This window comes from Streptomyces sp. NPDC019224, from assembly GCF_040632605.1.
Lineage (GTDB): Bacteria > Actinomycetota > Actinomycetes > Streptomycetales > Streptomycetaceae > Streptomyces.
In genome coordinates this window covers 94,328-113,997 of record NZ_JBEYCF010000004.1, presented here as the reverse complement: position 1 = coordinate 113,997, position 19,670 = coordinate 94,328, and the positions used below count along the sequence as shown (strand labels likewise).

Sequence of the window (19,670 nt, the reverse complement as noted above, 5' to 3'; positions counted from 1 at the left end):
ATGACACCTTTGAACATCGCCCTCACGGGCCTGGGACTGATCACCGGTGCCGGTGACGACGTGGAGAAGAGCTGGTCGTCGATCGCGGCCGGCACCACCGGCATCCGCACCAACACCCTCTTCGACACCTCCGAGCTGCTCACCGACTGGGCGGGCATGGCCACCGCCGAGCAGCCCGCCGACCTGGACCGTTGCTACGCCCTCGCGGCCACCGCGATCCGTGAGGCCCTGTACGGCAGCGGCCTCGACCTCACCACCGTGGACCGCGACCGGGTGGCCGTCGTGGTGGGCTCCAGCCTCGGCGCCATGCCGACGCTGGAGGCCACCCACCGCACCTTCGTCCTGGAGGGCAGGCTGGACGTCGGACAGGCGGTCGCCTCACAACTGCCCTGTGTGGGCGACTACATCGCGGCGGAGTTCGATCTGCGCGGTCCGCGCGTGGTCCTCTCCAACGCGTGCGCGGCCAGCGCCGTCGCCCTCGGCTACGCCGCCGAGCTGCTGTGGAAGGGCGACGTCGACTTCGTCGTGTGCGGCGGCGTCGACCCGCTGGCGGAGCTGTCCGCCTACGGGTTCAGCGCGCTCGGCGCGCTGGACTCCGAGCCGTGCTCGCCGCTGTCCGCCTCCACCGGCCTCACCCTCGGCGAGGGCGCCGGATTCATGGTCCTGGAATCGGTGGAGCGGGCGCAGGCGCGCGGCGCCCGGGTCCTCGCGGAGCTGGGCGGATACGGCCTGTCCTGCGACGGCCACCACCAGACCGCGCCCGACCCCAGCGGCAAGGGCGCCTGCTCCGCCATGGCGCAGGCGCTCGACACGGCGGGCCTCACCCCCGCCGACGTGGACTACCTCAACCTGCACGGCACCGGCACCCCCGCCAACGACGCCTCCGAACCCAAGGCGCTGAAGCTCCTGTTCGGACTGGAGATACCGGCTGCCAGCTCCACCAAGTCGATCCTCGGCCACACCCTCGGCGCGGCCGGCGCGGTCGAGGCCGTGGTGAGCACCCTGGCCATCGACCGGGGCACGCTGCCGCCCACCATCAACACCCGTGGCGTCGCCTCGCCGTACGGCCTGGACGTCATCCCGGAGACCGGCCGGGACGCGCGCCCGGAGGTGGTGCTGTCGAACTCCTTCGCGTTCGGCGGCAACAACGCCTCCGTCGTCCTCAACCGATCCGGCCGTACCGGCTCCAGGCCGCCGCGCCGTGAGGCGGTCCACGAGGTCGTCGTCACCGGGGTCGCGGGCCTGGCCGGAACGGCGGGCGGCACCGACGCGATCGCCGCGGCCTTCGCCGAGGGGCGGCCCTGCTTCGAGACCTTCGAGGAGGTTCCGGGCGTCGGCAGGGTGCCGGTCGGCCGGGTCGACATCAAGGCCGCGTCGCGCGGTACGAATCCCAGCCGGGCCCGGCGCATGGACCCGCTGAGCCTGCTCGCCGCGTCGGCCGTGGGCGACCTGTACGCCCGCCACGGCAAACCGTCGCGGGCCGTGGCGGAGTCGACCGGCGTCGTCTTCGCCACCGGGTACGGGCCGGTGACCTCGGTCCTGCGGTTCCACGAGGGCGTGGTGCGCTCGGGCATCACCGGTGCCAACCCGTCCCTGTTCGCCAACACCGTCGTCAACGCCGCCGCCGGCCATGTCGCGATGCTGCACCGCTTCCGCGGCTACACCGCGACCATCGCCAACGGCGGCACCAGCTCCGTGCTCGCGCTCCAGCTCGCCGCCAGGGTCATCGCCCGCGGCGCCGCCGAGCGGATCATGGTGGTGGTCGCCGACGAGTTCCCCGAGCAGGCCCTGGCCACCCAGGCGGCGCTGCCCGGCTACGCCCGGTCCGCGCATGTGGTGCCCGGTGGGCGCACCGGAACCGTCCTCAGCGAGGGTGCCGCCGCGATCCTGCTGGAGAGCCGGGAGGCGGCCCAGGACCGGGGCGCCGACGTCCTGGCGGGGGTCCGCGGCTTCGGCGCCAGTGGCGAACCGGCCGGCATCGGCCGCATCGCCAGGGACGGCGCGGCCTGGGGGCGCTCCCTGCGCTCCGCGCTCGCCGAAGCGGACCTCGGCCCGGAGGGGATCGGCACGGTCGTCTCGGCCGCGTCCGGCCACCCGCTGGTCGACCTGGCACAGCGGGCGGCCCTGCGCCGCACCGGCCTCGACGGCCGGCCGGCCCTGACCCCCAAGGCCCTGCTCGGCGAGACCTACGGCAGCGCGGGCGCCCTCGGCCTGGTCGCCGCTCTCACCGGTGTCGGCACCCCCGGCCCCGTGCTGCTGTCGAGCTTCGCGTACGGCGGCAGCTACGCGGCGGCCGTCCTCGACCCGGAGGCGTGATGGGCGCCCTGATGGGACTGCTCCTCGATCCGGGACTGACCGGGTACACGCTGGCGCCCGACGGGCCGTCGGCGGTGGGGGAGGCGGTGGACGTCCTGGTCTCCCGGCACCGCGGGCTGCCCCGCGACCGGATGGGGCAGCGGATGTCCGCCTCGGGCCGCTCCCTGATCATCGGGGCGCTCCGCACGACGTACGGGATCCGGATCACCGCCGGGGACCTGGCGCGGGACGCTCTCAAGCGCTGGTCGGTACCCGCTCTGGGCCTGTCCGTCTCGGTGGCGCACGTCGGCACGTACAGCGCGGTGGCCTTCGCGCCCGTCGGCCGCGTGATCGGCGTGGACCTCCAGGACGAGCGGGACCGGCCGCACGCCCTGCGCTGGCTCGGTGACCTGCTCGGGCGCGAGGAGCCGGCCACGATCAGGGACTTCGCCGAGTGCGAGGCGCTCATCAAGGCCTCGCACCTGACGAAGGAGACCTTCGCCGGAACCCGGCTGCCTCCGTGGCAGCCGGGCTGGCGGCCCACCCACACCGATACCTACGAGGTGCGTTCCGTCGTCCTGCGGGCCGAGGGCGAACCGCCCCTGCACCTCGCCCTCGCCTGCGACGCACCGGCCCCGGTGCGCTTCCACCACTTGGAGGAGGAATGACCCTCACCGCCGCGCGGCCGTACACCCGCCGCATCTCCCCGATCGAACGGGGCTACCTCAACGCCGCCGCGACCGGCACCCCGCAGCTCATCCAGATGGTGATCGAGGGCGAGGGCACGCTCGACACGGTCGCGCTACGGCGGGCCGCGCGCGCGGCGACCGAGGCGAGCCCCGGCCTCGCGGTACGCCGCCGGGGCGCGCTGTGGCGCGCCGACGGCACCGTCCCCGAGGTCGTGGAGCTGCCCGCCGGAACCGGCCTCGACCACGCGTTCTTCCACCGCGACCTGTCGGTGGTCACCGGACCCGTCTGCGAACTGGGCGTCATCCGTGACGCGGGGACCACCCGACTGGTCGTCCGGGCCAGCCACATCGTCACCGACGGGCGCGGTCTGCGGCAGTGGATCGCGGATCTCTTCCGGGTCCTGCGCGACGAGGAGCCGGCCGGCTGTCCGGACACGGTGGACGACGCGCACTTCCGCGCGGCGGCCGGCGACGTCCGCCCGGCCCCCGAGGCCACTCGTCTCACCGGACTGCCCGCGATCATCGGCCAGGGGCCCGCGGGCGGGCGGCCCCTGTGGCTGCGCCGCCGGGTGCCCGCCGCTCCGTCCGGGGTCACCGCACGCGCCGCGGCCGCGCTCTCCCGCCACCTCACCACGGACACCGGCCGCCTGATCGTCCCGGTGGACCTGCGCCGCCACGACACCACGACGCGCTCCACCGCCAACCTGACCTCCCAGCTCGTCCTCGACCTGCGCCGCGACGACAGCTGGAAACGCGTCCACTCCACGCTGGTCCGCGCCCTGATCGCCAAGACCGAGGTCGCCGTCCTCGACCGTGACTTCCTGCGCGACAACCCGTTCGCCAACAACCTGAGCGAGGCCCGCGCGTTCGACGGCACCCGCTTCCCCTGCACGGCGATCATCTCCGACCACGGCGAGGTCGACCCGCAGGCGTTCTCGGCACCCGGCTTCTGCGCCACCTCCTTCTCCACCCTGCCGATGCTGGTCCCGTACGCCGAGATGTTCCTGAGCGCCTGCCGCGTGGGCGACAGCACCGAGCTGACCCTGGCCTGCCGCGAGCGTCCGGGTGCCCGGGAGAAGGCCGTAACGATCCTGGACGACATCGCCGAGGCCTTGGGCTCCGGCTGAACCGGCACCCCGGCAGGCGCCCCGCCCGATCACGACGGCCCCGCCCCCGGCCGACCCCCAGTCCGATCCACCACGCACCCGAAGGACGACCCCGTATGTCCCTGGACCAGAGAACCGAGCCCCCGGCGCCGGCGGCGGACCCGACCCCCGTGGCAGAGCCCGCGCCCGCGCCGGCCCCGACCCCTCCGGAGGACCGCTCCCCGGCCCCGGCCGCCCGTCCGGAGGATCCGGCGCATGAAGCCGACGCGCCTCCCGGGGCCGAAGCGGACGCCGCCACGGACGCCGCCACGGACCGTGGACCGGCGGCCGGCCGTGACCCCGCGGCCGCGGCGGCCACCCGCACCGCCCTTCTCACCATCGCCGTGGCCGTGGGCGGAGCCTTCGTCGCCCAGCTCGACACCACCATCGTCAACGTCTCGCTGGCCGACACCTCCGCCCGCTTCGGCGCCATCACGCAGGTCCAATGGGTCGTCACCGCCTACCTGCTGGCCCTGGTCGCCCTGATGCCGGCCGCGGGCTGGCTGGCCTCCCGGTTCGGCACCCGGCGCACCTTCATCACCTCCGTCGCCGTGTTCGCGATCGGTTCGGCGGCCTGCGCCCTCAGCACGACCCTTCCCGAACTGATCGCCGCGCGCGGCCTGTCCGGCGCCGCGGCGGGCGTCCTGGTCCCGGTCGCCACGATGCTGCTCACCAGCGGCATGCCGCGTGAACGCCTGGGCCAGGTGCAGGCGCTGAACGGGAGCGTCATGCTGATCAGCCCGCTGCTCGGCCCCACCGTCGGCGGCCTCCTGGTCAACGCCTGGGGCTGGTGGGCGGTCTACGCCGTCAACATCCCGCTGTGCACGGTGCTGCTGGTGGTGGCGGTGCGCCGCGTCCGCAAGGACGCCCCGGCCACCGCGGACGGTGGCCGCCGCCCGCTCGACGTACTGGGTCTGCTGACCGCCGCCGCCTGCACGGTCGGTGTCGTCCTCGCCGTGCACGCCTTCTCCGAGACAGGCCTGTCCGTCCACCCCGCCACCCTCGTCCCCCTGGTGGTGGCCGTGGCGAGCGGCGTCGTCTTCGTACGCCACCAACTGCGCGCCGAGACACCGCTGCTGGATCTGCGGCTGTTCGCGCACCGCGTCTACCGTACGGCCGCGATCAACATCTTCTGCCTCGGCTTCGTCCTCTTCTCCCCGATGATGCTGATCCCGCTGTACTTCGAGTCGGCGCGCGGCGAGAGCGCCGTCACCACGGGGTTGCTGATGTCGGCGGGCGGCACCGGAGTCGTCGTCGCGGGCCTCGCCTGCCGTTTGATCATGAAGAAGATCGGCGGCGGCACCACCGTCGTGATCGGGATCGTCCTCACCATGCTGGCCACCGTTCCGCTGACCGCCCTGTCGTCCAGCACGTCGTACGCGCTGCTGTGCGCGGCCCTCGCCGTCCGGGGCCTGGGCACGGGCCTGACCATCGTGCCGGCCATGACCCGCGCCTTCGAGTCGGTCGGGCCGCGCTCCATCCCGGACGCCTCCGCGCAGCTCAACCTGGTCCAGCGGATCGGCGGAACCTTCGCCCTCGCCGTGGTCACGGTCGTCCTGGACCGGGCAGCCCAGTCCCATCACGGTCTCGTACCGGCCGCGTTCGCCGACTCCTTCGGCCTGCTGCTCGCCGTGTACGCGCTCACCCTCGTCCCGGCTGTCGCGCTGCTGATCGCCGACCGCCGGGAGAAGGCCGCACGGGCCGACGCGCCTCAGTAACGGCGGGGCGGGAGGGCCCGGTTGACCGCGTCCAGCCGGGAGGTGGCGCCGAGCTTGTCGAAGATGTTCCGCAGATGGCGCTTGACCGTGCCCTCGGTGATCCCCAGCCGGCTGCCGATCTGCCGGTTGCTCAGTCCCTGGGCGACCAGCTCCATCAGCTCCTGCTCGCGGAGGGTGAGCGTGGCGGCGGGCGCCGGCCCCCGCTCGGGCCCCGAGGAGCTCTGCTTGCGCGGCAGGAACATCGTCGTGCCGCCCGACATCGCGCTGCGGATCGCGGAGACCAGGACCTCCCGGTCGGCCTCCTTGTGGAGATAGCCCACGGCCCCCGCGGACAACAGCGAGTCGATGAGCTGGCGGTTGTCGTGCATCGTCAGAATGATGACCCGTGCCTCGGGAGCCGCCCGGCGGATCCCCCGCAGGTTGGCGAGCGGGCCGGGGCCCGGCATCTCCACGTCGAGCAGCACGAGGTCCGGGCGGTGCAGGCCCGCCATCCGTACCCCGCTGGGCCCGTCGTCGGCCTGCGCGACCACCGTCAGCCCCTCGTACATCTCCAGGAGCTCGCACAGTGCCTCGCGCAGCAGCCGGTGGTCGTCCACGGCCAGTACCCGGATGTCGCGGGAGCCGGCCGCTCCCGCGCTCATCGGCCGGCCGCCGCGGCGCCGTCCAGCGGGATGCGGAGCTGGACGCGCGTCCCCTGGCCGGGCTCGCTGATCAGCTCCAGCGTCCCGCCGAGGGCGGTCACCCGCTGCCGCATGGCCGTCAGACCGGTGCCGTCACCGGAGCGCGGGTACGGCAGCCCGACCCCGTCGTCGGTGATGGTGGCGTGCGCGGCGTCGGGGAAGAGACTGACGAGGATGTCGATACGGCCGGCCCTGGCGTGCGCGAAGGCGTTGCGCAGGGCTTCGCGCACTACGAGGAACAGCTCCTGGCGGGTCTGTTCGGGCAGCCAGGACTCGTCGCCGTCGATACGGGAGACGACTTCCGCCGGCCGCTCGGAGGCGGCGGCGCTGTAGGCGTCGATCTCCTCCTTCAGGCCGTCGTGCAGCTCGTTGACGCGCAGTCCGCTGACCATCGTGCGGGTGAAGCTGAACACGTCACGCAGCGCCTGCCGGGCGTCCTCGAGCCGGTCGCGGGTGGAGGCGACACCCTTCGCCTGTTCCATGCTGTACAGGTCGAGGCAGCGCAGCGCCAGGCCGATGCTGCTGCCGATGTGGTCGTGCAGATCGCGGGCGAGCTGGTGGCGGCGGGCGGTGCTGGCCTCGCCGACGTCGCGAAGGGTCACCGACTCGTAGCCGATGGCGGCGGCGCTGACCCGCGCGAAGATGCCCTTGTGCAGCATCCGTACGGCGGTCAGGAACCGGGAGAGCGCGACGTCGGCCGGGAGATGGGCGGCGGCCGCGGTCATCGTCTCGACCGCCACGTCGAACAGCACGCGGGCCGCGTGCACCGAGTCGATCGGCGAGACCTTCTCGAAGGAGCGCTGCACGCCGAGGGCCATCGAGGTGAGTTCCGCCTCCGCGGCGACCTGTACGGGCGTGCCGTGCAGGGTGGCGATGCACTCACCGAGGATCTGCCGGGCCTGTTTCTCGCAGGAGTCCCACAGTTCCGGGCGCAGGACCAGAGGATTGGTGGCCTTCCGCAGGCCCTCGGCGTAGCGGGCGACGGAGGAGTCGACCAGACGTGACCGCTCGATTGCCGGGTCGGTGGAGAGTTCCACGGTGCGCCCCCTCGATATGGGGAGTCAGCAGGACCAGGACGGCCCGACTCCCCCAATCACCCGTCCGGCGGGGATCATACTAATGAGCCTCCTGCCGGAAGGCGAGTCCGGTAAAGGGGCCTGGAGGCTCAGGCCAGGACGACCGCGCCCAGCGCGGTCAGATGGACGGCGTACTGGGTGGCCATCCAACTCCGGTACGGAGCCCGGGCTCCGCCGTCCGCGATCCGGCCGTTCCTCGCCCGGGGCGACAGGCAGCGTCCTGCCACGCACAGGGCGCCCACGGCGAAAGCGGCGGCGGCCGCGTCGAGCGGCACCTCGTGCACCCACAGGGCTCCGGCCGTGAGGACCAGGGCCAGCACCCCGCCGGAGCCGGCGCAGAAACGCCGGGCGCTGCGCTCGCCGCGGACGACGGCAAGGGTGCGCCGGCCCGCGAGCGCGTCCCCCCGGGTGCTGCCCAGGTCCTTGGCGACGGCCGCGATCAGCCCCACACCGAGCGAGAGCACCAGGGCGAAGACGGCGGCCTCGGCGCTGAGATCGCTGCCGGAGGACGCGACCCCGGCGAGATAGGTGGTCCCCGCGGCGGCGCCGGTGACCGTGGAGGCCGACCAGGAACGGCACTTGGCGGCGATCCGTGGCGCGGAGTAGGCGTACCCCAGGACGAGGAAGACGCCGGCGGCCTCGGCCACCTTCCACCCCGCCGCGCAGCCGAGGAGCAGCCCGGCCAGCGCGGTCACCACCACGGCCCGCCGGGCCGCGGCCTCGGTCAGCCGGCCACTGGCCAGGGGTCTTCGAGACCCGTTGGCCCGGTCCTCGCACAGGTCGCTCACCCCGTTGAAGACGTAGACGCTCACCGTCGCCGCCCACCAGGCGGCCGCGCCGGTCAACAGGTGCGGCGCGTCGGGCCGGTGGTGCGCGGCGGACGCCGTCAGCAGCGCGCCCGTGACGAACCGCAGGACGAACATCACCTGTACCAGCGGGCGTGCCTCCCGCAGGCACAGCCGCACGGTGCGGGCCGTCGAGAGGAGGGGGGAGCACGGGACGTCGAACACGCCGGAGCCGTAGGGGGGCGTGGAGGGGAGGCGAGGCGCCAGGACCTGTGTCATGAGGGGGAACCTAAGGCTGGAACTCGCTGTTCCGGCGTGTGTCTTCCGAGGTACGCCGTGTGCCTTGGGGAGTACTCACGTTGAATGCGCCGGGCCCGCGCGCCTAGCGTCACCGGAGTCGCAATCGGACTGCACGATGGGGAACGCCAAGGGGGCGGGAAATGGATTTCCTGGTTCTGGGACCGGTGGAGGTGCGTGAGTCCGGGGTGCCGGTCCGGCTCCGCGGAATGCGCCGCCGTCGGCTTCTGGCTCTTCTTCTGCTGAACGCGGGTCACGCGGTGTCCATGGACGCCCTGGTGGACGAGATGTGGCATGACCCGCCCGCTTCCGCCCGCCACCAGGTGCACAACGCGATCCGCGATCTGCGCGCCGCCCTGGCCGGCTCCGAGGGCGCCGGACTCATCACGGTGGACGTCGGCTACCGCCTGGACGTACCCGCCGACGCGGTGGACGCGCACCGCTTCACCGAAGGGGTTCGTGCCGCCCGCGCCGCCCGGCGGGAGGGCCGCGACGTCGAGGCCATGCGGCTGCTGCAGGCGGCGGTCGACCTGTGGCGGGGCGACGCCTTCGCCGACATCGACTGCCCGGCGGTGACCGCCGCCGCGGCCGGCCTCGACGAGCAACGACTCACGGCCGTCGAGGAGTTGATGGAGTTGCGGCTCGCGGCCGGGGAGACGGGCTCCCTGGTCGCCGAACTGTCCGCACTGACCAGCAGGCACCCCTTGCGCGACGCCCTGCGCGGCAGTCTGATGCTCGCGCTGTACCGGGGTGGCCGGCAGGCCGATGCGCTCGCCGTCTACGACGAGGGCCGCCGGCTGCTCGCGGACGAACTGGGCCTGGAACCCGGCCCACGGCTGCGTCGCCTGCAGGCCGAGATCCTCGCGGACGCCCCCCAGGTGCAGCGCCGGACGCCCCCGCCCGTCCGGCCCCCCGCCGTCCGCCCCGTCCAGGACAACTACCTGCCACGTGACCTGCCCGACTTCACCGGCCGCGCCGACGAGCTGGCGCGGCTCGACCGGGCCGTCGACGGCCCGGGCGGCGGTTCTCCCCGCACGATCGTGATCGACGGCATGGGCGGCATCGGGAAAACGGCACTCGCCGTCCACTTCGCGCACCGCCGCACCACGGACCATCCGGACGGTCAGTTCTACGTCGACCTGCACGGCTTCAGCCCCGTGCGCGCACCGCTCACCCCCGAGGAGGCGCTGGGCGTGCTGCTGCGTTCCGACGGCGCCGCGCCCGACGCCCTCCCGGCAGGTCTGGCCGAGCGCAGCGCCATCTGGCGCTCCCGCCTCGCCGGCCGCAGTGCCCTGCTGGTCCTCGACAACGCGGCCGACGCGGCCCAAGTGGCCCCGCTCCTGCCCGGCGCGGGCGACACTCTCGCCCTGATCACCACCCGCCGCAAGCTGACCGCGACGGACGGTGCCCTCTCGCTGCCCTTGGGTCCGCTGGCCCCGGCGGAAGCGGAGACCCTGTTCCGCCGCATCGCGGGCGAGTCCTGTGCGGGCTCCGCCCTGAACCGGACGGTCGCCCTGTGCGGGCACCACCCGCTGGCCCTGCGCATCGCGGCGACCCGCCTGCGCGACCGCCCTTCGTGGACCGTGCCGGACGTGCTGGCCCGCCTGTGCACGAGCGGGGGCCGGACCGCGTTCCTGCGCACCGCGGACCGCGACCTGATGTCCGTCCTGGCCCTCTCCTACGCGCATCTGCCCTGTGAGGCCCTGGAGTTCACTCGAACGCTGGCGCGGCATCCGGCCGCCGTCCACGACATCCCCCAGGCCTGCGCCGCCACCGGTCTCGCCCCCTCGGCTGTGGAGTGCCTCTTCGACACCCTCCTCGACCACAACCTGGCCGACGAACCGACCCCTTCCCACCTCGCGATCCCGCTGCTCCTGCGGGACTGCGCCCACACCGTCACGCTCCCCGCCCGCGACACCGCCCCCCGGCTGACGGCAGTGGCTTGAGCCCGGGGCCCCGAGCGGATCACGGACCGGCCGTCCGCGGCTTGTCAGCGCCTCGTGGCCCAGGCCGGCTCCTCCTGCCCCTTCGCCCGGGGGAGGTGCGCCGCCCAGGACGGCGGCGACGCGGGCGGTCCCATCGATATCGCCGGTGGTGGCCCGCCAGTGCCCGGTGAGGCACTGGCGGAGGATGCGAGATTCGAACTCGTGAGGGGGCCGCCCCCACACGCTTTCCAAGTCTTCGCTCGAATGTTCGGCGGAAGTCGCGGGCGACTGGACCTGTGGCGGAGCCGGCGGCTACAGGCTCGGCGGTCTGTGGTGAACACCCTCGAACGAGACCGGAACTGAGACCAGGTACTCGTTCATTTTCCGGGCGGCGGGCCGTACCACTGCATGGCTTGACCGGTGATTGCGGCGATACATTCGAAGTCGTGATCGCGGTGCAGGAGGGTCAGCCCCTGGAGCTCCGCCGTGGCAGCGACGACGAGGTCGACAACTCCCGCACTGCGGTGCTGACCGCGTGGGGTCAGCAGCTCCTGGACCTGCCAGGCGCGGTCGTACGCGCGGTCATCGACGGGCACCCAGCCGAACAGCAGCCGCATGTCCTCGATGCCGCGCGCACGGTCCGCGGCGGAGCGGGCGCTGTAGAAGAACTCCAGCTCGGTGACAGGGCAGGTCGCGATGAGCCCTGCTGTGGCGGCCTGATCCCACCCGTACTGTTCGGCGTCTTCGCGGAAGAATCGAGCGAGCGCACTGGTGTCGATCAGGAACTGTGCCGCGCTCACCGCCGGTAGTCCCTTTTCTCCTCGAAGACATCCAAATCGAACGCCCCCTCGCCGGCTGCAGCCCGCAGCCGAGTGAGAGCGAGAGCCCGGCGGCGGTTGTCGAGCACCTCGCGCAGAGCAGTGTTGACCGTCTCCTTCTTGGTTCCGGTCCCCAGCGCCTGGGCCACGGCAGCCAGCAGTTCGTCGTCGAGATCGATCACTGTACGACTCATGCGCACCTCCTTGGATATCAACTATGCCATCGAGTATATCTCCGGCGGGATATCGCTGCCCGCCAGTACGAAACCCTCGCCGTCGATGACCGGCTCTCCCGCCGTGACCGTGCCAGGGCCCGCCTGTGGGTGGGTACCGCGCTGAGCAAGGGCGGTCGGCACGACTACGCGACCCGCGTCATGCAGGCCGCGACCCGTGACTTCGAGGACCTCACCGAACCCGACGACTGGTCGGTGGCCCACCAGAAACTCGCCCTCGCCCGCCGTGGCGCCGGCAACCTCACCCAAGCCCTGCACTTCATCGACATCGCCCGCAGCAGCGGCGCCACCGACTCACCGATGCAACGCGTTCGGCTGGACACCGCCCATGGCCACATCCTGCTCTCCGACGCTGCGACCCGAGATGATGGACTCCTCGTCCTCGATCAGGCCACCCGTACGGCCGCGCAGTACGGGCTCGTCCATCAACTGCGCAGTATCGAGGGCATCAAGGCCATGAGCGAGGGGCCGACCGGCCCCCGGCGACGGTGACCAGGGAGAGACGCGTGAGCGACAACCAGCAGGCCATCACCGAGGACCAGCGGCGCCGGGCCGCGCTGATCTGGGACTACCACCAGATGCACCACCCACTGCGGCCGGTCGACGTGGCGATCGGGCTGGGCAGCCACGACCTCGGCGTCGCCACCCACTCCGCCGAGTTGTACCGCGCCGGCCTGTTCCCGACCCTGGTCTTCACCGGCGGCAACAGCCCCACCACCGCCAAGGTCTTCCCTCGCGGCGAGGCCGTCCACTACCGCGAGCACGCCACCGCCCTCGGCGTCCCCGCCGAGGCGATCCTGCTGGAACCAAGGGCCGGCAACACCGGGCAGAACATCACCCTTTCCCGTGAAGTCCTCGCTTCCGCCGGCATCACCCCGGCCACGGTGCTGCTGGTCTCCAAGCCCTACATGGAACGACGGTCGTTCGCGACGGCCCGCAAGTTGTGGCCCGACGTCGAGATCATCTGCACGTCGGAGCCGCTGGAGTTCGACGACTACGTGAAGTCCATCGGCGACGAGAAGCTCGTCCTGGACATGCTCGTCGGAGACCTCCAGCGGGTCATCGAGTATCCGAAGCTCGGATTCGCCATCGAGCAGAAGGTCCCGGAGGACGTGCATGGAGCGTACGAATCCCTCATCCACGACGGCTTCACCAGCCGCCTCATCGCTTCCTGACCTGCCAGAACCGGGCGGGTTGTGCGCCATTCATCAGCCCAACCTGTTCCCCAGACTGACCACACTGGCCAAGCTGTTCGCGGCGGAGTACTGGATCGTCCTGGACGACGTGCAGTTCACCCGCCGCGACTACCAGCACCGAGCCCGCCTCGCGGACCTCGACGATCAGAACCGTTCGCAGTGGCTCACCATCCCCACACGCCTGCCATACGGGCGGTCGACACTCATTCGGGACGTGTTGATCGACGACCCCGACCGTGCCCGCCGGAAAACTGCGGGGATGCTGCGGCAACACTACGGAGCGAGCCCATACTGGCCGGCCCTCGCCCGGGTCTTGGACGAGGTGCTGGACACTTTCGACACCGGCAAGGCCGCTGCGGTTGCCGCAGCTTCAACCCACTTGTTACTGGACCTGCTCGGCTGGCAGGGCAAGATCCTCACCAGCAGCGATCTGCCCTCCCGGCCGGGCCGCTCCCAGCGGCTCGCCGACCTCTGTGCCGTTACCCGCGCCCGCGCGTATCTGTGCGGGACTGGCGGCATGGCGTATCTCGACCCGGCACCGTTCGCCGCCCAGGGTATCGACGTCCTGGCGTTCCAGCCGCCGACGACAACCGACATCCGGTCCTTCAGTCGGAGGCTCGGTGCGCTGTCGGCGCTGGCGGCACTCGGTCCTCAACGTCTGGGCACGTGCCTGCGAAGACTCTCGTCAGGTCACGTACCGCTGGTGGTCGGCGCCTGACCGTAGTCCTTTCTCGCTGAATCCCGATGGCTGTAGCTCCGGGGCGCAGCTGGTTCGAGTGCCCTCCACCGTCAACGTCGAAGGGCCCCGCAGCAAGCTGCGGGGCCCTTCGACGTATTGCCCGGTGAGAGCAATGGCGGAGGATACGAGATTCGAACTCGTGAGGGGTTGCCCCCAACACGCTTTCCAAATGTTCGTATGGAGGTTCGGTGGGGGTCATGCCTGTCCTGACCTGCGGGGGAGCGGTCGGGGTGACCTCGTCCGGACGGGGCCGGACGGGGGCGAATGAGACCGGAACTGAGACCGGACAGGCTCTGGACTGCTGGGCGATCGGCTGTTGAACGGCGCCTTCGGCGGCGCGCAAGCGGCTACGCGGGCATGCCCGCGAAGAACTGTTCGTCTACGCCGAACTCGCTGCGGAGGAGCAGAAGCTCCTCCGCATGGGCATGATCCTGGGTTTCGAACCAGTCGGCCACATCTGCGGGGTCGGTGTTCATGCGGGTCTCGTGTTCGACCAGGGCCATGTACTCGCCGTGTGCGATGTGCACGGCGTCGTTGAAGCCGTCAACGCAGGTGTCGCCCGGGGGCATGTCGCCCAGGTTGTCGAGGACCTCGTGGCCTGCCGGACGGGTACACCGGTAGGGGGCTACCTCGAAACTGAAGATCGTATAGCCACCTTGCTGCTTGCCGCACACCGGCACGAGTTCTGTACCAGGCTGGGCGGGACCGGAGCTCATGATTTCAGCGCGTACGTCGGGGTACCTGCGAGTGCGGCCACCCCTGCGGTGCTCTTCCCGGGCACGCTTCTTGACGCGGTTGCTGCCGGACTTGGGCACGATCGTCTCCCTGACGGGATCGCCCACAGACCCCAAGACGTCATGCGCACAGCGCGAGTCGTGTAGAGGTGTGGGACCTCGGGGTCCTTGTCCAGTTCACGGCCCGTGGGCGAGGCCGCCGGAAACGGCGCACACACTTTGCCGTGGGCGGTGACCCTAGCGCATCTGCGGCGCTCGCGGAAGCGGACTCGGAGCTCTGTTGTGAGGTTCAGTGGATCGACTGGACCGCCAAGGTGGCAAGATCCGCACTGCCCGCCGGGAAGTCTCCTGAGTAGACTCGATTGCACTGAGTAATCAACTGCTCTCGGGAAACGGACCCTCCAGAGTGACGGATGCCAACCCCTCCGCGCCCTCCCAAGGGCGCGCGGACCACCCGGCGTGGTCATCTTTGGACGACAGTTTGTGGCACTCGTGCGAGATCGTTGCGGATCTTCTTACTGGAGGTCTGGCTCATCGTCCATTGATCGCCACGACAGCAAGACTGGAGCGCGGCGACCGCGCCCTCGCTGTCGGACCCGGTAAGCGTTCGACCTGGCGAGCCCCGGGCAACGGGCGCTACCAACACAGCAGTGTGGTTGCTGTAGGCAACCCCGCATTTGTCATCGGAAGCCTTCTGGGTTCCGCAGTCGGAAATTCCGCCAGGCGGCGCCAGGCGGCACGAGACGCCCAACCACGATGGATGGTCGACGGCCCGGGGGAGGTGACGATCACCCGTCAAAAGCTGCACTTTGCAAGCAGCGCGGGCGGGCTTGACCTCGATTGGAAGGCCCTGAGCACGATCGATCTCGTGAGCGTGGCTACGTTCCAGACAAGCTTCGTCGATACTCGCGGCCAGCAGGTGAACACGATGGTGCACACACCATGGGCGTCCCTCGCCTTCGCTGTTGCCGCCATCACCGCGTTTCCCGCGCACCCTCGTCTGCTCAGCGGGGGGTGGCTACCCCCAGGGTTCGAGCAGAAATGTGCCTACTTCGGTCGACCGTGTCGCCCCGCCGCCACACTCGCTGTGTCCCAGTGACGGCACACGCTACGGCTGACCGGCCGTCCTACTGGGCAGGCGCTTGAGGCGGGTCGCCGGTCGTGGTGCGGGTAGAGGCCGGAGCTCGGCGAAGCGCCAGGGAACCTTCGCGGCGGTGACGAAGGCGGCAGGGCCCTCCTGAAGGTGCGTGAGAACGCCCAGGAAGAGGGTGTGGGAGACCGCCAGGAGGGGGCCGTGGCGTTGGGCGGTGTGGTGGAGGAAAGTGGCGCAGTGGCGGGCGCGGGTGTGTAGGTCGGTGAGGCTTTCGCCGTCTTCGCAGCGTAGGGACGGGTGGGCGAGGCGCCGGGCTCGCCAGGCGCGATAGGCGGGCGGGTAGGTCTCGGCGCTGCGGCCGACGACGATGCTCGGGGCGCGCCACTCGGCGAGGAGGCCGGATGTGGCGACGATCGGCAGGCCCGTGAGGTGCGAGACGAGGGTGGCGGTCTGGCGGGCTCGGGGGATGGGGCTGGTGACGATCGCGGTGATGCCGTTGGGGAGAGGGAGGGAGCGGTGTACCTGGTCGCGGCCCTCCTGCGTGAGGGTGGCTTCGTGTGGGGCGTGGTAGCCGGGGCGGTGGCCTTCGTAGGCGCCGTGGCGCATGAGCCAGATGTCAGCCAAGGATCCAGCCTCCGTCGACGCGCAAGGTCTGGCCGGTGATGAAGCCGGCGTCCTCGGTGGCGAGGAAGGCGACAGCCGCGGCGACGTCTTCCGGTCTGCCCCGGCGTTGGACGCACTGGCGGGCGAGCTGGCGGACGGTCATGGCTTCCGGATCGTCGACGACGGCGTCTTCGGCGGGGACGCGGATGGAGCCGGGAGCGACGCAGTTCGCGGTGACGCCGGCTGGGCCGAGTTCACGGGCGAGGGCGTGGGTGAGCCCTTCGAGGCCCGCCTTGGCACTGATGTAGCCGGCGAGCTCGTGGCGGCCCGCAGAGGCCAGGACAGAGCCGATCGTGATGACGCGGCCCCAGCCGGCGGCCGTCATGGCGGGGGTGAGTTCGTGGGCGAGAAGATAGTGGCTGGTCAGGTTGGTGGCCAGAGCATCTTCCCAGTGGGTCGGTGTCGTCTCCGGCCATGATCGGCGCGGGTAGGCACCGGCGTTGCTGACCAGGATGTCCACCGGGCCCAGCGCTCCTTGGGCTCGACGGCACAGGGACCGTACGGCCTCGGCGTCTCGAAGGTCTGCCGACAGGGAGATGCAAGAGGGGAGGGAGGCTGAGAGCTCTCCTGCCGTTCGGTCGTCGTCGAAGTGGGCGAGCGCGATGGTGGCGCCATCGGCTGCGAGGCGGCGGGCGATGGCCGTGCCGAGGCCGCCGGTGGCTCCGGTGACCAGGGCGGTGCGGCCGTTCAGGGGGCCGGGCATGACGACTCCAGGGGGCAGAAGTAGGTGGCGGGGTCGAAGGCGGGGCCCATTGCTTCGGCGAGCCGGGCGAGGAGGACGAGCCGGTCCGCTGGGGCCAGGTCGGCGAGGTTGTAGACGCCGAGGATGCGCATGGCCAGGTAGGGGCGGAGAAGGTTCGCCAGGTCGGCACCGGGCCAGAGACGGTCGGCGACCGGTCGTACGAGCTGGTTCCAGTACGTGGTCACGGCGGCCCGCCGGGGAGCCGCGAGACGTGGGGCGTAGTCGATATGGATGGTGCTCGTGGTGTGGTCGATGTCCGCTCGTCGGATCTCGGGGGTGTTGTCCGGGACGCGGGCGAACGTGGCGGGGTGGTCGGCGAAGGCAGCCGGGTTGTACGTGGGCACGAGCCAGCCGCCGAGGGCGGAGGCGTACCAGAGGAAGTTGGCGAACTCACCGGGGACGCTGTTCATCCCGGCGGTGTCGTAGTCGAACCAGGCGAGCGGCTGGGCGAGGTTGACGTCGGTGGGGTCGCCCTGGGTGAGAGCTGCCCAGACCGGCTCGGTCGCGGCGAAGTGGGCCCGGAGCCAGCGAAGGGTGGCAACCCAGTCCAAGTGGTGCCGACGGCCGTTGACGTACAGGGTGTAGGTGTCGAGGCGGGAGACCGGGACGTCGATGAGGCCGTCGGCGATCAAGAAGTCCCTGCCGCCGTAGTACTCGTCGAGTCGGCCGCCGGGGGCCGCACGGTCCCAGTAGAGCTTGCGTACTACGCGTGTCGGGTCGATGGGTCTCGCCGTCGTGAGGATGGCCTCGCGGTATACGGCCGTGAGCTGATCCATGTAGGCGCGAAGGTCGCTGCTCGGCTCGTCGGCGTTTAAGAGATCGAGCAGGAGCCCGTGATCGGTGCCGCCGGGCAGACGCTCGTACGCGAGGAGCCGCCCGCCCGGCACACGCAGGTGGGCGTGAAGGGTCGGCACCCGGTAGTGCTGGGCCAGACGTGCGTGCCCGCGAACCTCGGCGCGGCTTCCCACCGGGTCGCGCGTGTACTTCAGGAGCAACGGGCGGCCGAGGAGGTCGACGGGACAGAGCAGGTTGCGGGTGAAGCGCCGCACCGGGCCGAGCCGCAGAGGGCTGCGGAGGGTCATGGCTGCACCCCGTTGAGCAGATCCAGGCACACTCGGGCCAGTTCGGCGGGCGGGAAGGCGTCCATGTGAACGTCGACGTCCGGAGGAATGGCGTCCCGGACGGGGCAGAGGTCGCCCTGGTGCATGCGGTCGGAGAGGTCGGTGGCGACGGCGTGGTGATGGGGGAGCCCGGTACGCCACTTGCTGTGACTGTGGCGCGCGTACAAGCCGATGACGGGCCTCTCGGGACTGCGCGTCATCGCGGCGAGGTGGGTGAGGCCGGTGTCGTTGCCGACGACCAGGTCGCAGTGCGGGAAGAGATCGGCGAGCTGTTCAGCCGGCACCCCGTCCAGGTGGAGCACCTGAACGTGGCGTCGAGGGGCCTCCGCGCTGACGCGGAAGCCGTCTTCCGCGTTGCCGCCGATGAGCAGCAGCCGGGCCTGTGCTTGCTGGGCTTCGGCGATCTGCTCGGTGAGGGCGATGTACCGCTGGGCGGTGTAGTCCTTGCGCTCCGGCCAGCTGGTGGCCGTGATGGCGGCGATGGTCAGGCCGCCCAGCCAGCCCACCGATCGCAGCTCCTCCACGAGATCGTTCGGGCCGGTCGCGAGGGTCGGCGCGAAGGGAGCCGTACCGGGGAGGCGGATACCGAGGCGGCGTTCCAGCGCCAGGTAGTGGCGGGCCGGCAAGTCCGGGTGGGCGCGGCCGTCGCTCGACCAGCAGGGCGGGGCCGCTGGATCTAGTGCCAGGCTCACCACTGCTTCGGAGCCGTGCGCCTCGATCCCCGCGCGGTCTCCGATCACGGCGCGTCGACCGTGGGGCGTGGTGACGGGGTGGTGAGCGATCAGCCCGGTCCGGGCGATCAGCCCTGCGTACGGCCCCACCGCCCGGACGGACGTACGAACCGACCGCAGCCGCAGCCAGTCGAGCACCGCGCGGCCCCCCGACAGAGCGAGGAGGGTGTCGCCGAGCTTCCCCTCGAAGGCCACAACGACCTCGCCGCACCCGCTCAGGCGGTGGACGAACTCGGCGGAGGCAGTCAGCGGGAGCGGCGCGCCGATGGTGACACTGCCACGGTCGTACCCCAGCGGGGTGGTGTGGACGGCCCCGGCGGGGACGACCACGGAGCCGTGGTGGAACCGGACCCCTGGCGGGGCGACCGAGCTCACGCCGGGCCCTCGATCGTGGTGAGCGAGACCAGCGGCAGCTCCAGCTCGTCGAGCAGGGCGCGGGCTCCGCGCGTGGTGTCCTCCACCAGGCAGGCCGCCGCCAGCGGGACGGCGCCGGCCTCGCGGAGGCGGCCGGTGAGGTCGGCCAGGGTCCGACCGGTGGTGATCTCGTCGTCCACGATGACGATGCGCTGTCCCGGAGCGATGCCGTAGGCGAAGACGTCGGTGCGCATGGCGTGCGGCTCGCTGAAGCGGACCGCGCCGTCCAGGGGGAGGTGCAGCTTCCAGGCGATCTTGTAGGGGAGGCGGGCGGCGTCGGCCAGGGAGACGGTCGGGAGGATGCCGCCCGCGTCCAGGCCCAGGAGGAAGTCCACGGGGCCGGCCCCGTCCGGCAGCTGCTTCTGGAGCAGACGCCACAGATCGGCCCCCGTGCTGGCAAGGGTGTCGGGATGCACCGGGCTTTCCAAGCCGTCCAACGAGTGGATGACACGCTCGCGGCGGCTGGTGGCTCCGACGCTGAGCCGCTCGACGATTCGGGCGGAGAAGGGCGGCACGGTGAGGGTTTCGGGCATGACGAAGCTCCTGTCGGTGGAGAGGGGAGAAGGAGAGGTGCGT

Annotated in this window: 18 protein-coding genes and 1 pseudogene; 8 read left to right on the top strand and 11 right to left on the bottom strand. The window is 71.5% G+C overall.

The features are described from left to right. The 4 genes from ABZ564_RS04230 to ABZ564_RS04215 all read left to right on the top strand — a co-directional run bounded on the left by ABZ564_RS04230 (nucleotide 1) and on the right by ABZ564_RS04215 (nucleotide 5,847). The gene (locus tag ABZ564_RS04230; RefSeq protein ID WP_360849123.1) at nucleotides 1-2,316 is read left to right on the top strand and encodes a beta-ketoacyl-[acyl-carrier-protein] synthase family protein; all 2,316 of its coding nucleotides are present in this window, start codon (nucleotides 1-3) and stop codon (nucleotides 2,314-2,316) included. After that, a complete protein-coding gene (locus tag ABZ564_RS04225; protein WP_360849120.1) occupies nucleotides 2,316-2,963 on the top strand; it encodes a hypothetical protein in 648 nt (215 codons plus the stop codon). The genes ABZ564_RS04230 and ABZ564_RS04225 overlap by 1 nt, the downstream gene beginning before the upstream one ends. Continuing rightward, complete coding sequence (locus ABZ564_RS04220; protein WP_360849117.1) at nucleotides 2,960-4,111, top strand: hypothetical protein; 1,152 nt, start codon at nucleotides 2,960-2,962, stop codon at nucleotides 4,109-4,111. Before ABZ564_RS04225 ends, ABZ564_RS04220 begins: the two co-directional genes overlap by 4 nt. Before the next feature lie 95 nt (nucleotides 4,112-4,206). Then, nucleotides 4,207-5,847 (top strand): DHA2 family efflux MFS transporter permease subunit, encoded by a 1,641-nt coding sequence (locus ABZ564_RS04215; protein WP_360849114.1) that lies wholly within the window; start codon nucleotides 4,207-4,209, stop codon nucleotides 5,845-5,847. Here ABZ564_RS04215 and ABZ564_RS04210 read toward each other — a convergent pair. The 3 genes from ABZ564_RS04210 to ABZ564_RS04200 form a co-directional block, all read right to left on the bottom strand. After that, nucleotides 5,841-6,488, bottom strand: coding sequence for a response regulator transcription factor (locus tag ABZ564_RS04210; RefSeq protein ID WP_360849111.1), 648 nt, complete (start codon nucleotides 6,486-6,488; stop codon nucleotides 5,841-5,843). The genes ABZ564_RS04215 and ABZ564_RS04210 overlap by 7 nt on opposite strands. Further along, complete coding sequence (locus ABZ564_RS04205) at nucleotides 6,485-7,564, bottom strand: ATP-binding protein (RefSeq protein WP_360849108.1); 1,080 nt, start codon at nucleotides 7,562-7,564, stop codon at nucleotides 6,485-6,487. The genes ABZ564_RS04210 and ABZ564_RS04205 overlap by 4 nt, the downstream gene beginning before the upstream one ends. A 128-nt stretch (nucleotides 7,565-7,692) precedes the next feature. Further along, the gene (locus ABZ564_RS04200) at nucleotides 7,693-8,667 is read right to left on the bottom strand and encodes a UbiA family prenyltransferase (protein ID WP_360849105.1); all 975 of its coding nucleotides are present in this window, start codon (nucleotides 8,665-8,667) and stop codon (nucleotides 7,693-7,695) included. A 161-nt stretch (nucleotides 8,668-8,828) separates the two neighbouring features. On the opposite strand from ABZ564_RS04200, the gene ABZ564_RS04195 reads away from it, so the two are divergent. Continuing rightward, entirely contained in the window at nucleotides 8,829-10,631 is a 1,803-nt protein-coding gene (locus tag ABZ564_RS04195; RefSeq protein ID WP_360849102.1) for a BTAD domain-containing putative transcriptional regulator, read from the top strand. A 356-nt stretch (nucleotides 10,632-10,987) separates the two neighbouring features. On the opposite strand, the gene ABZ564_RS04190 is transcribed toward ABZ564_RS04195, so the two are convergent. Beyond that, nucleotides 10,988-11,410, bottom strand: coding sequence for a PIN domain nuclease (locus ABZ564_RS04190; RefSeq protein WP_360849099.1), 423 nt, complete (start codon nucleotides 11,408-11,410; stop codon nucleotides 10,988-10,990). Further along, nucleotides 11,407-11,622, bottom strand: a complete 216-nt coding sequence (locus ABZ564_RS04185) for a type II toxin-antitoxin system VapB family antitoxin (RefSeq protein WP_360849368.1) — start codon at nucleotides 11,620-11,622, stop codon at nucleotides 11,407-11,409. Before ABZ564_RS04185 ends, ABZ564_RS04190 begins: the two co-directional genes overlap by 4 nt. Before the next feature lie 48 nt (nucleotides 11,623-11,670). Here ABZ564_RS04185 and ABZ564_RS04180 point away from each other — a divergent pair. The 3 genes and pseudogenes from ABZ564_RS04180 to ABZ564_RS04170 form a co-directional block, all read left to right on the top strand. Further along, nucleotides 11,671-12,153 (top strand): annotated as a pseudogene (locus ABZ564_RS04180) (hypothetical protein); the annotation flags it as partial. A gap of 14 nt (nucleotides 12,154-12,167) precedes the next feature. Continuing rightward, on the top strand, nucleotides 12,168-12,836 hold the full coding sequence (locus ABZ564_RS04175) for a YdcF family protein (RefSeq protein ID WP_360849096.1): 669 nt from the start codon (nucleotides 12,168-12,170) through the stop codon (nucleotides 12,834-12,836). Continuing rightward, nucleotides 12,778-13,575 (top strand): WbqC family protein, encoded by a 798-nt coding sequence (locus ABZ564_RS04170; RefSeq protein WP_360849093.1) that lies wholly within the window; start codon nucleotides 12,778-12,780, stop codon nucleotides 13,573-13,575. The genes ABZ564_RS04175 and ABZ564_RS04170 overlap by 59 nt, the downstream gene beginning before the upstream one ends. A gap of 368 nt (nucleotides 13,576-13,943) precedes the next feature. Here the strand turns inward: ABZ564_RS04170 and ABZ564_RS04165 are convergent, their stop codons facing one another. The 6 genes from ABZ564_RS04165 to ABZ564_RS04140 form a co-directional block, all read right to left on the bottom strand. Continuing rightward, on the bottom strand, nucleotides 13,944-14,411 hold the full coding sequence (locus tag ABZ564_RS04165; protein WP_360849090.1) for a hypothetical protein: 468 nt from the start codon (nucleotides 14,409-14,411) through the stop codon (nucleotides 13,944-13,946). 1,027 nt (nucleotides 14,412-15,438) lie between these two features. Then, nucleotides 15,439-16,047, bottom strand: coding sequence for a histidine phosphatase family protein (locus tag ABZ564_RS04160; RefSeq protein ID WP_360849087.1), 609 nt, complete (start codon nucleotides 16,045-16,047; stop codon nucleotides 15,439-15,441). Beyond that, entirely contained in the window at nucleotides 16,040-16,789 is a 750-nt protein-coding gene (locus tag ABZ564_RS04155) for an SDR family NAD(P)-dependent oxidoreductase (protein ID WP_360849084.1), read from the bottom strand. The genes ABZ564_RS04160 and ABZ564_RS04155 overlap by 8 nt, the downstream gene beginning before the upstream one ends. Further along, nucleotides 16,774-17,910 carry a hypothetical protein gene (locus tag ABZ564_RS04150; RefSeq protein WP_360849081.1) on the bottom strand — a complete coding sequence of 379 codons (1,137 nt, stop codon included), beginning with the start codon at nucleotides 17,908-17,910 and terminating at the stop codon, nucleotides 16,774-16,776. The genes ABZ564_RS04155 and ABZ564_RS04150 overlap by 16 nt, the downstream gene beginning before the upstream one ends. Then, the gene (locus ABZ564_RS04145; RefSeq protein WP_360849078.1) at nucleotides 17,907-19,055 is read right to left on the bottom strand and encodes a glycosyltransferase family 9 protein; all 1,149 of its coding nucleotides are present in this window, start codon (nucleotides 19,053-19,055) and stop codon (nucleotides 17,907-17,909) included. The genes ABZ564_RS04150 and ABZ564_RS04145 overlap by 4 nt, the downstream gene beginning before the upstream one ends. Next, on the bottom strand, nucleotides 19,052-19,627 hold the full coding sequence (locus ABZ564_RS04140; protein WP_360849075.1) for a phosphoribosyltransferase: 576 nt from the start codon (nucleotides 19,625-19,627) through the stop codon (nucleotides 19,052-19,054). Before ABZ564_RS04140 ends, ABZ564_RS04145 begins: the two co-directional genes overlap by 4 nt. Nucleotides 19,628-19,670: the final 43 nt, after the last annotated feature.

Excerpts from the sequence above, each read along its gene's own strand:
- ABZ564_RS04230 (WP_360849123.1), top strand. The coding sequence starts at position 1 with ATGACACCTTTGAACATCGCCCTCACGGGCCTGGGACTGATCACCGGT.
- ABZ564_RS04225 (WP_360849120.1), top strand. The coding sequence starts at position 2,316 with ATGGGCGCCCTGATGGGACTGCTCCTCGATCCGGGACTGACCGGGTAC.
- ABZ564_RS04220 (WP_360849117.1), top strand. The coding sequence starts at position 2,960 with ATGACCCTCACCGCCGCGCGGCCGTACACCCGCCGCATCTCCCCGATC.
- ABZ564_RS04215 (WP_360849114.1), top strand. The coding sequence starts at position 4,207 with ATGTCCCTGGACCAGAGAACCGAGCCCCCGGCGCCGGCGGCGGACCCG.
- ABZ564_RS04210 (WP_360849111.1), bottom strand. The coding sequence starts at position 6,488 with ATGAGCGCGGGAGCGGCCGGCTCCCGCGACATCCGGGTACTGGCCGTG.
- ABZ564_RS04200 (WP_360849105.1), bottom strand. The coding sequence starts at position 8,667 with ATGACACAGGTCCTGGCGCCTCGCCTCCCCTCCACGCCCCCCTACGGC.
- ABZ564_RS04195 (WP_360849102.1), top strand. The coding sequence starts at position 8,829 with ATGGATTTCCTGGTTCTGGGACCGGTGGAGGTGCGTGAGTCCGGGGTG.
- ABZ564_RS04185 (WP_360849368.1), bottom strand. The coding sequence starts at position 11,622 with ATGAGTCGTACAGTGATCGATCTCGACGACGAACTGCTGGCTGCCGTG.
- ABZ564_RS04170 (WP_360849093.1), top strand. The coding sequence starts at position 12,778 with ATGGAGCGTACGAATCCCTCATCCACGACGGCTTCACCAGCCGCCTCA.
- ABZ564_RS04155 (WP_360849084.1), bottom strand. The coding sequence starts at position 16,789 with ATGCCCGGCCCCCTGAACGGCCGCACCGCCCTGGTCACCGGAGCCACC.
- ABZ564_RS04150 (WP_360849081.1), bottom strand. The coding sequence starts at position 17,910 with ATGACCCTCCGCAGCCCTCTGCGGCTCGGCCCGGTGCGGCGCTTCACC.
- ABZ564_RS04140 (WP_360849075.1), bottom strand. The coding sequence starts at position 19,627 with ATGCCCGAAACCCTCACCGTGCCGCCCTTCTCCGCCCGAATCGTCGAG.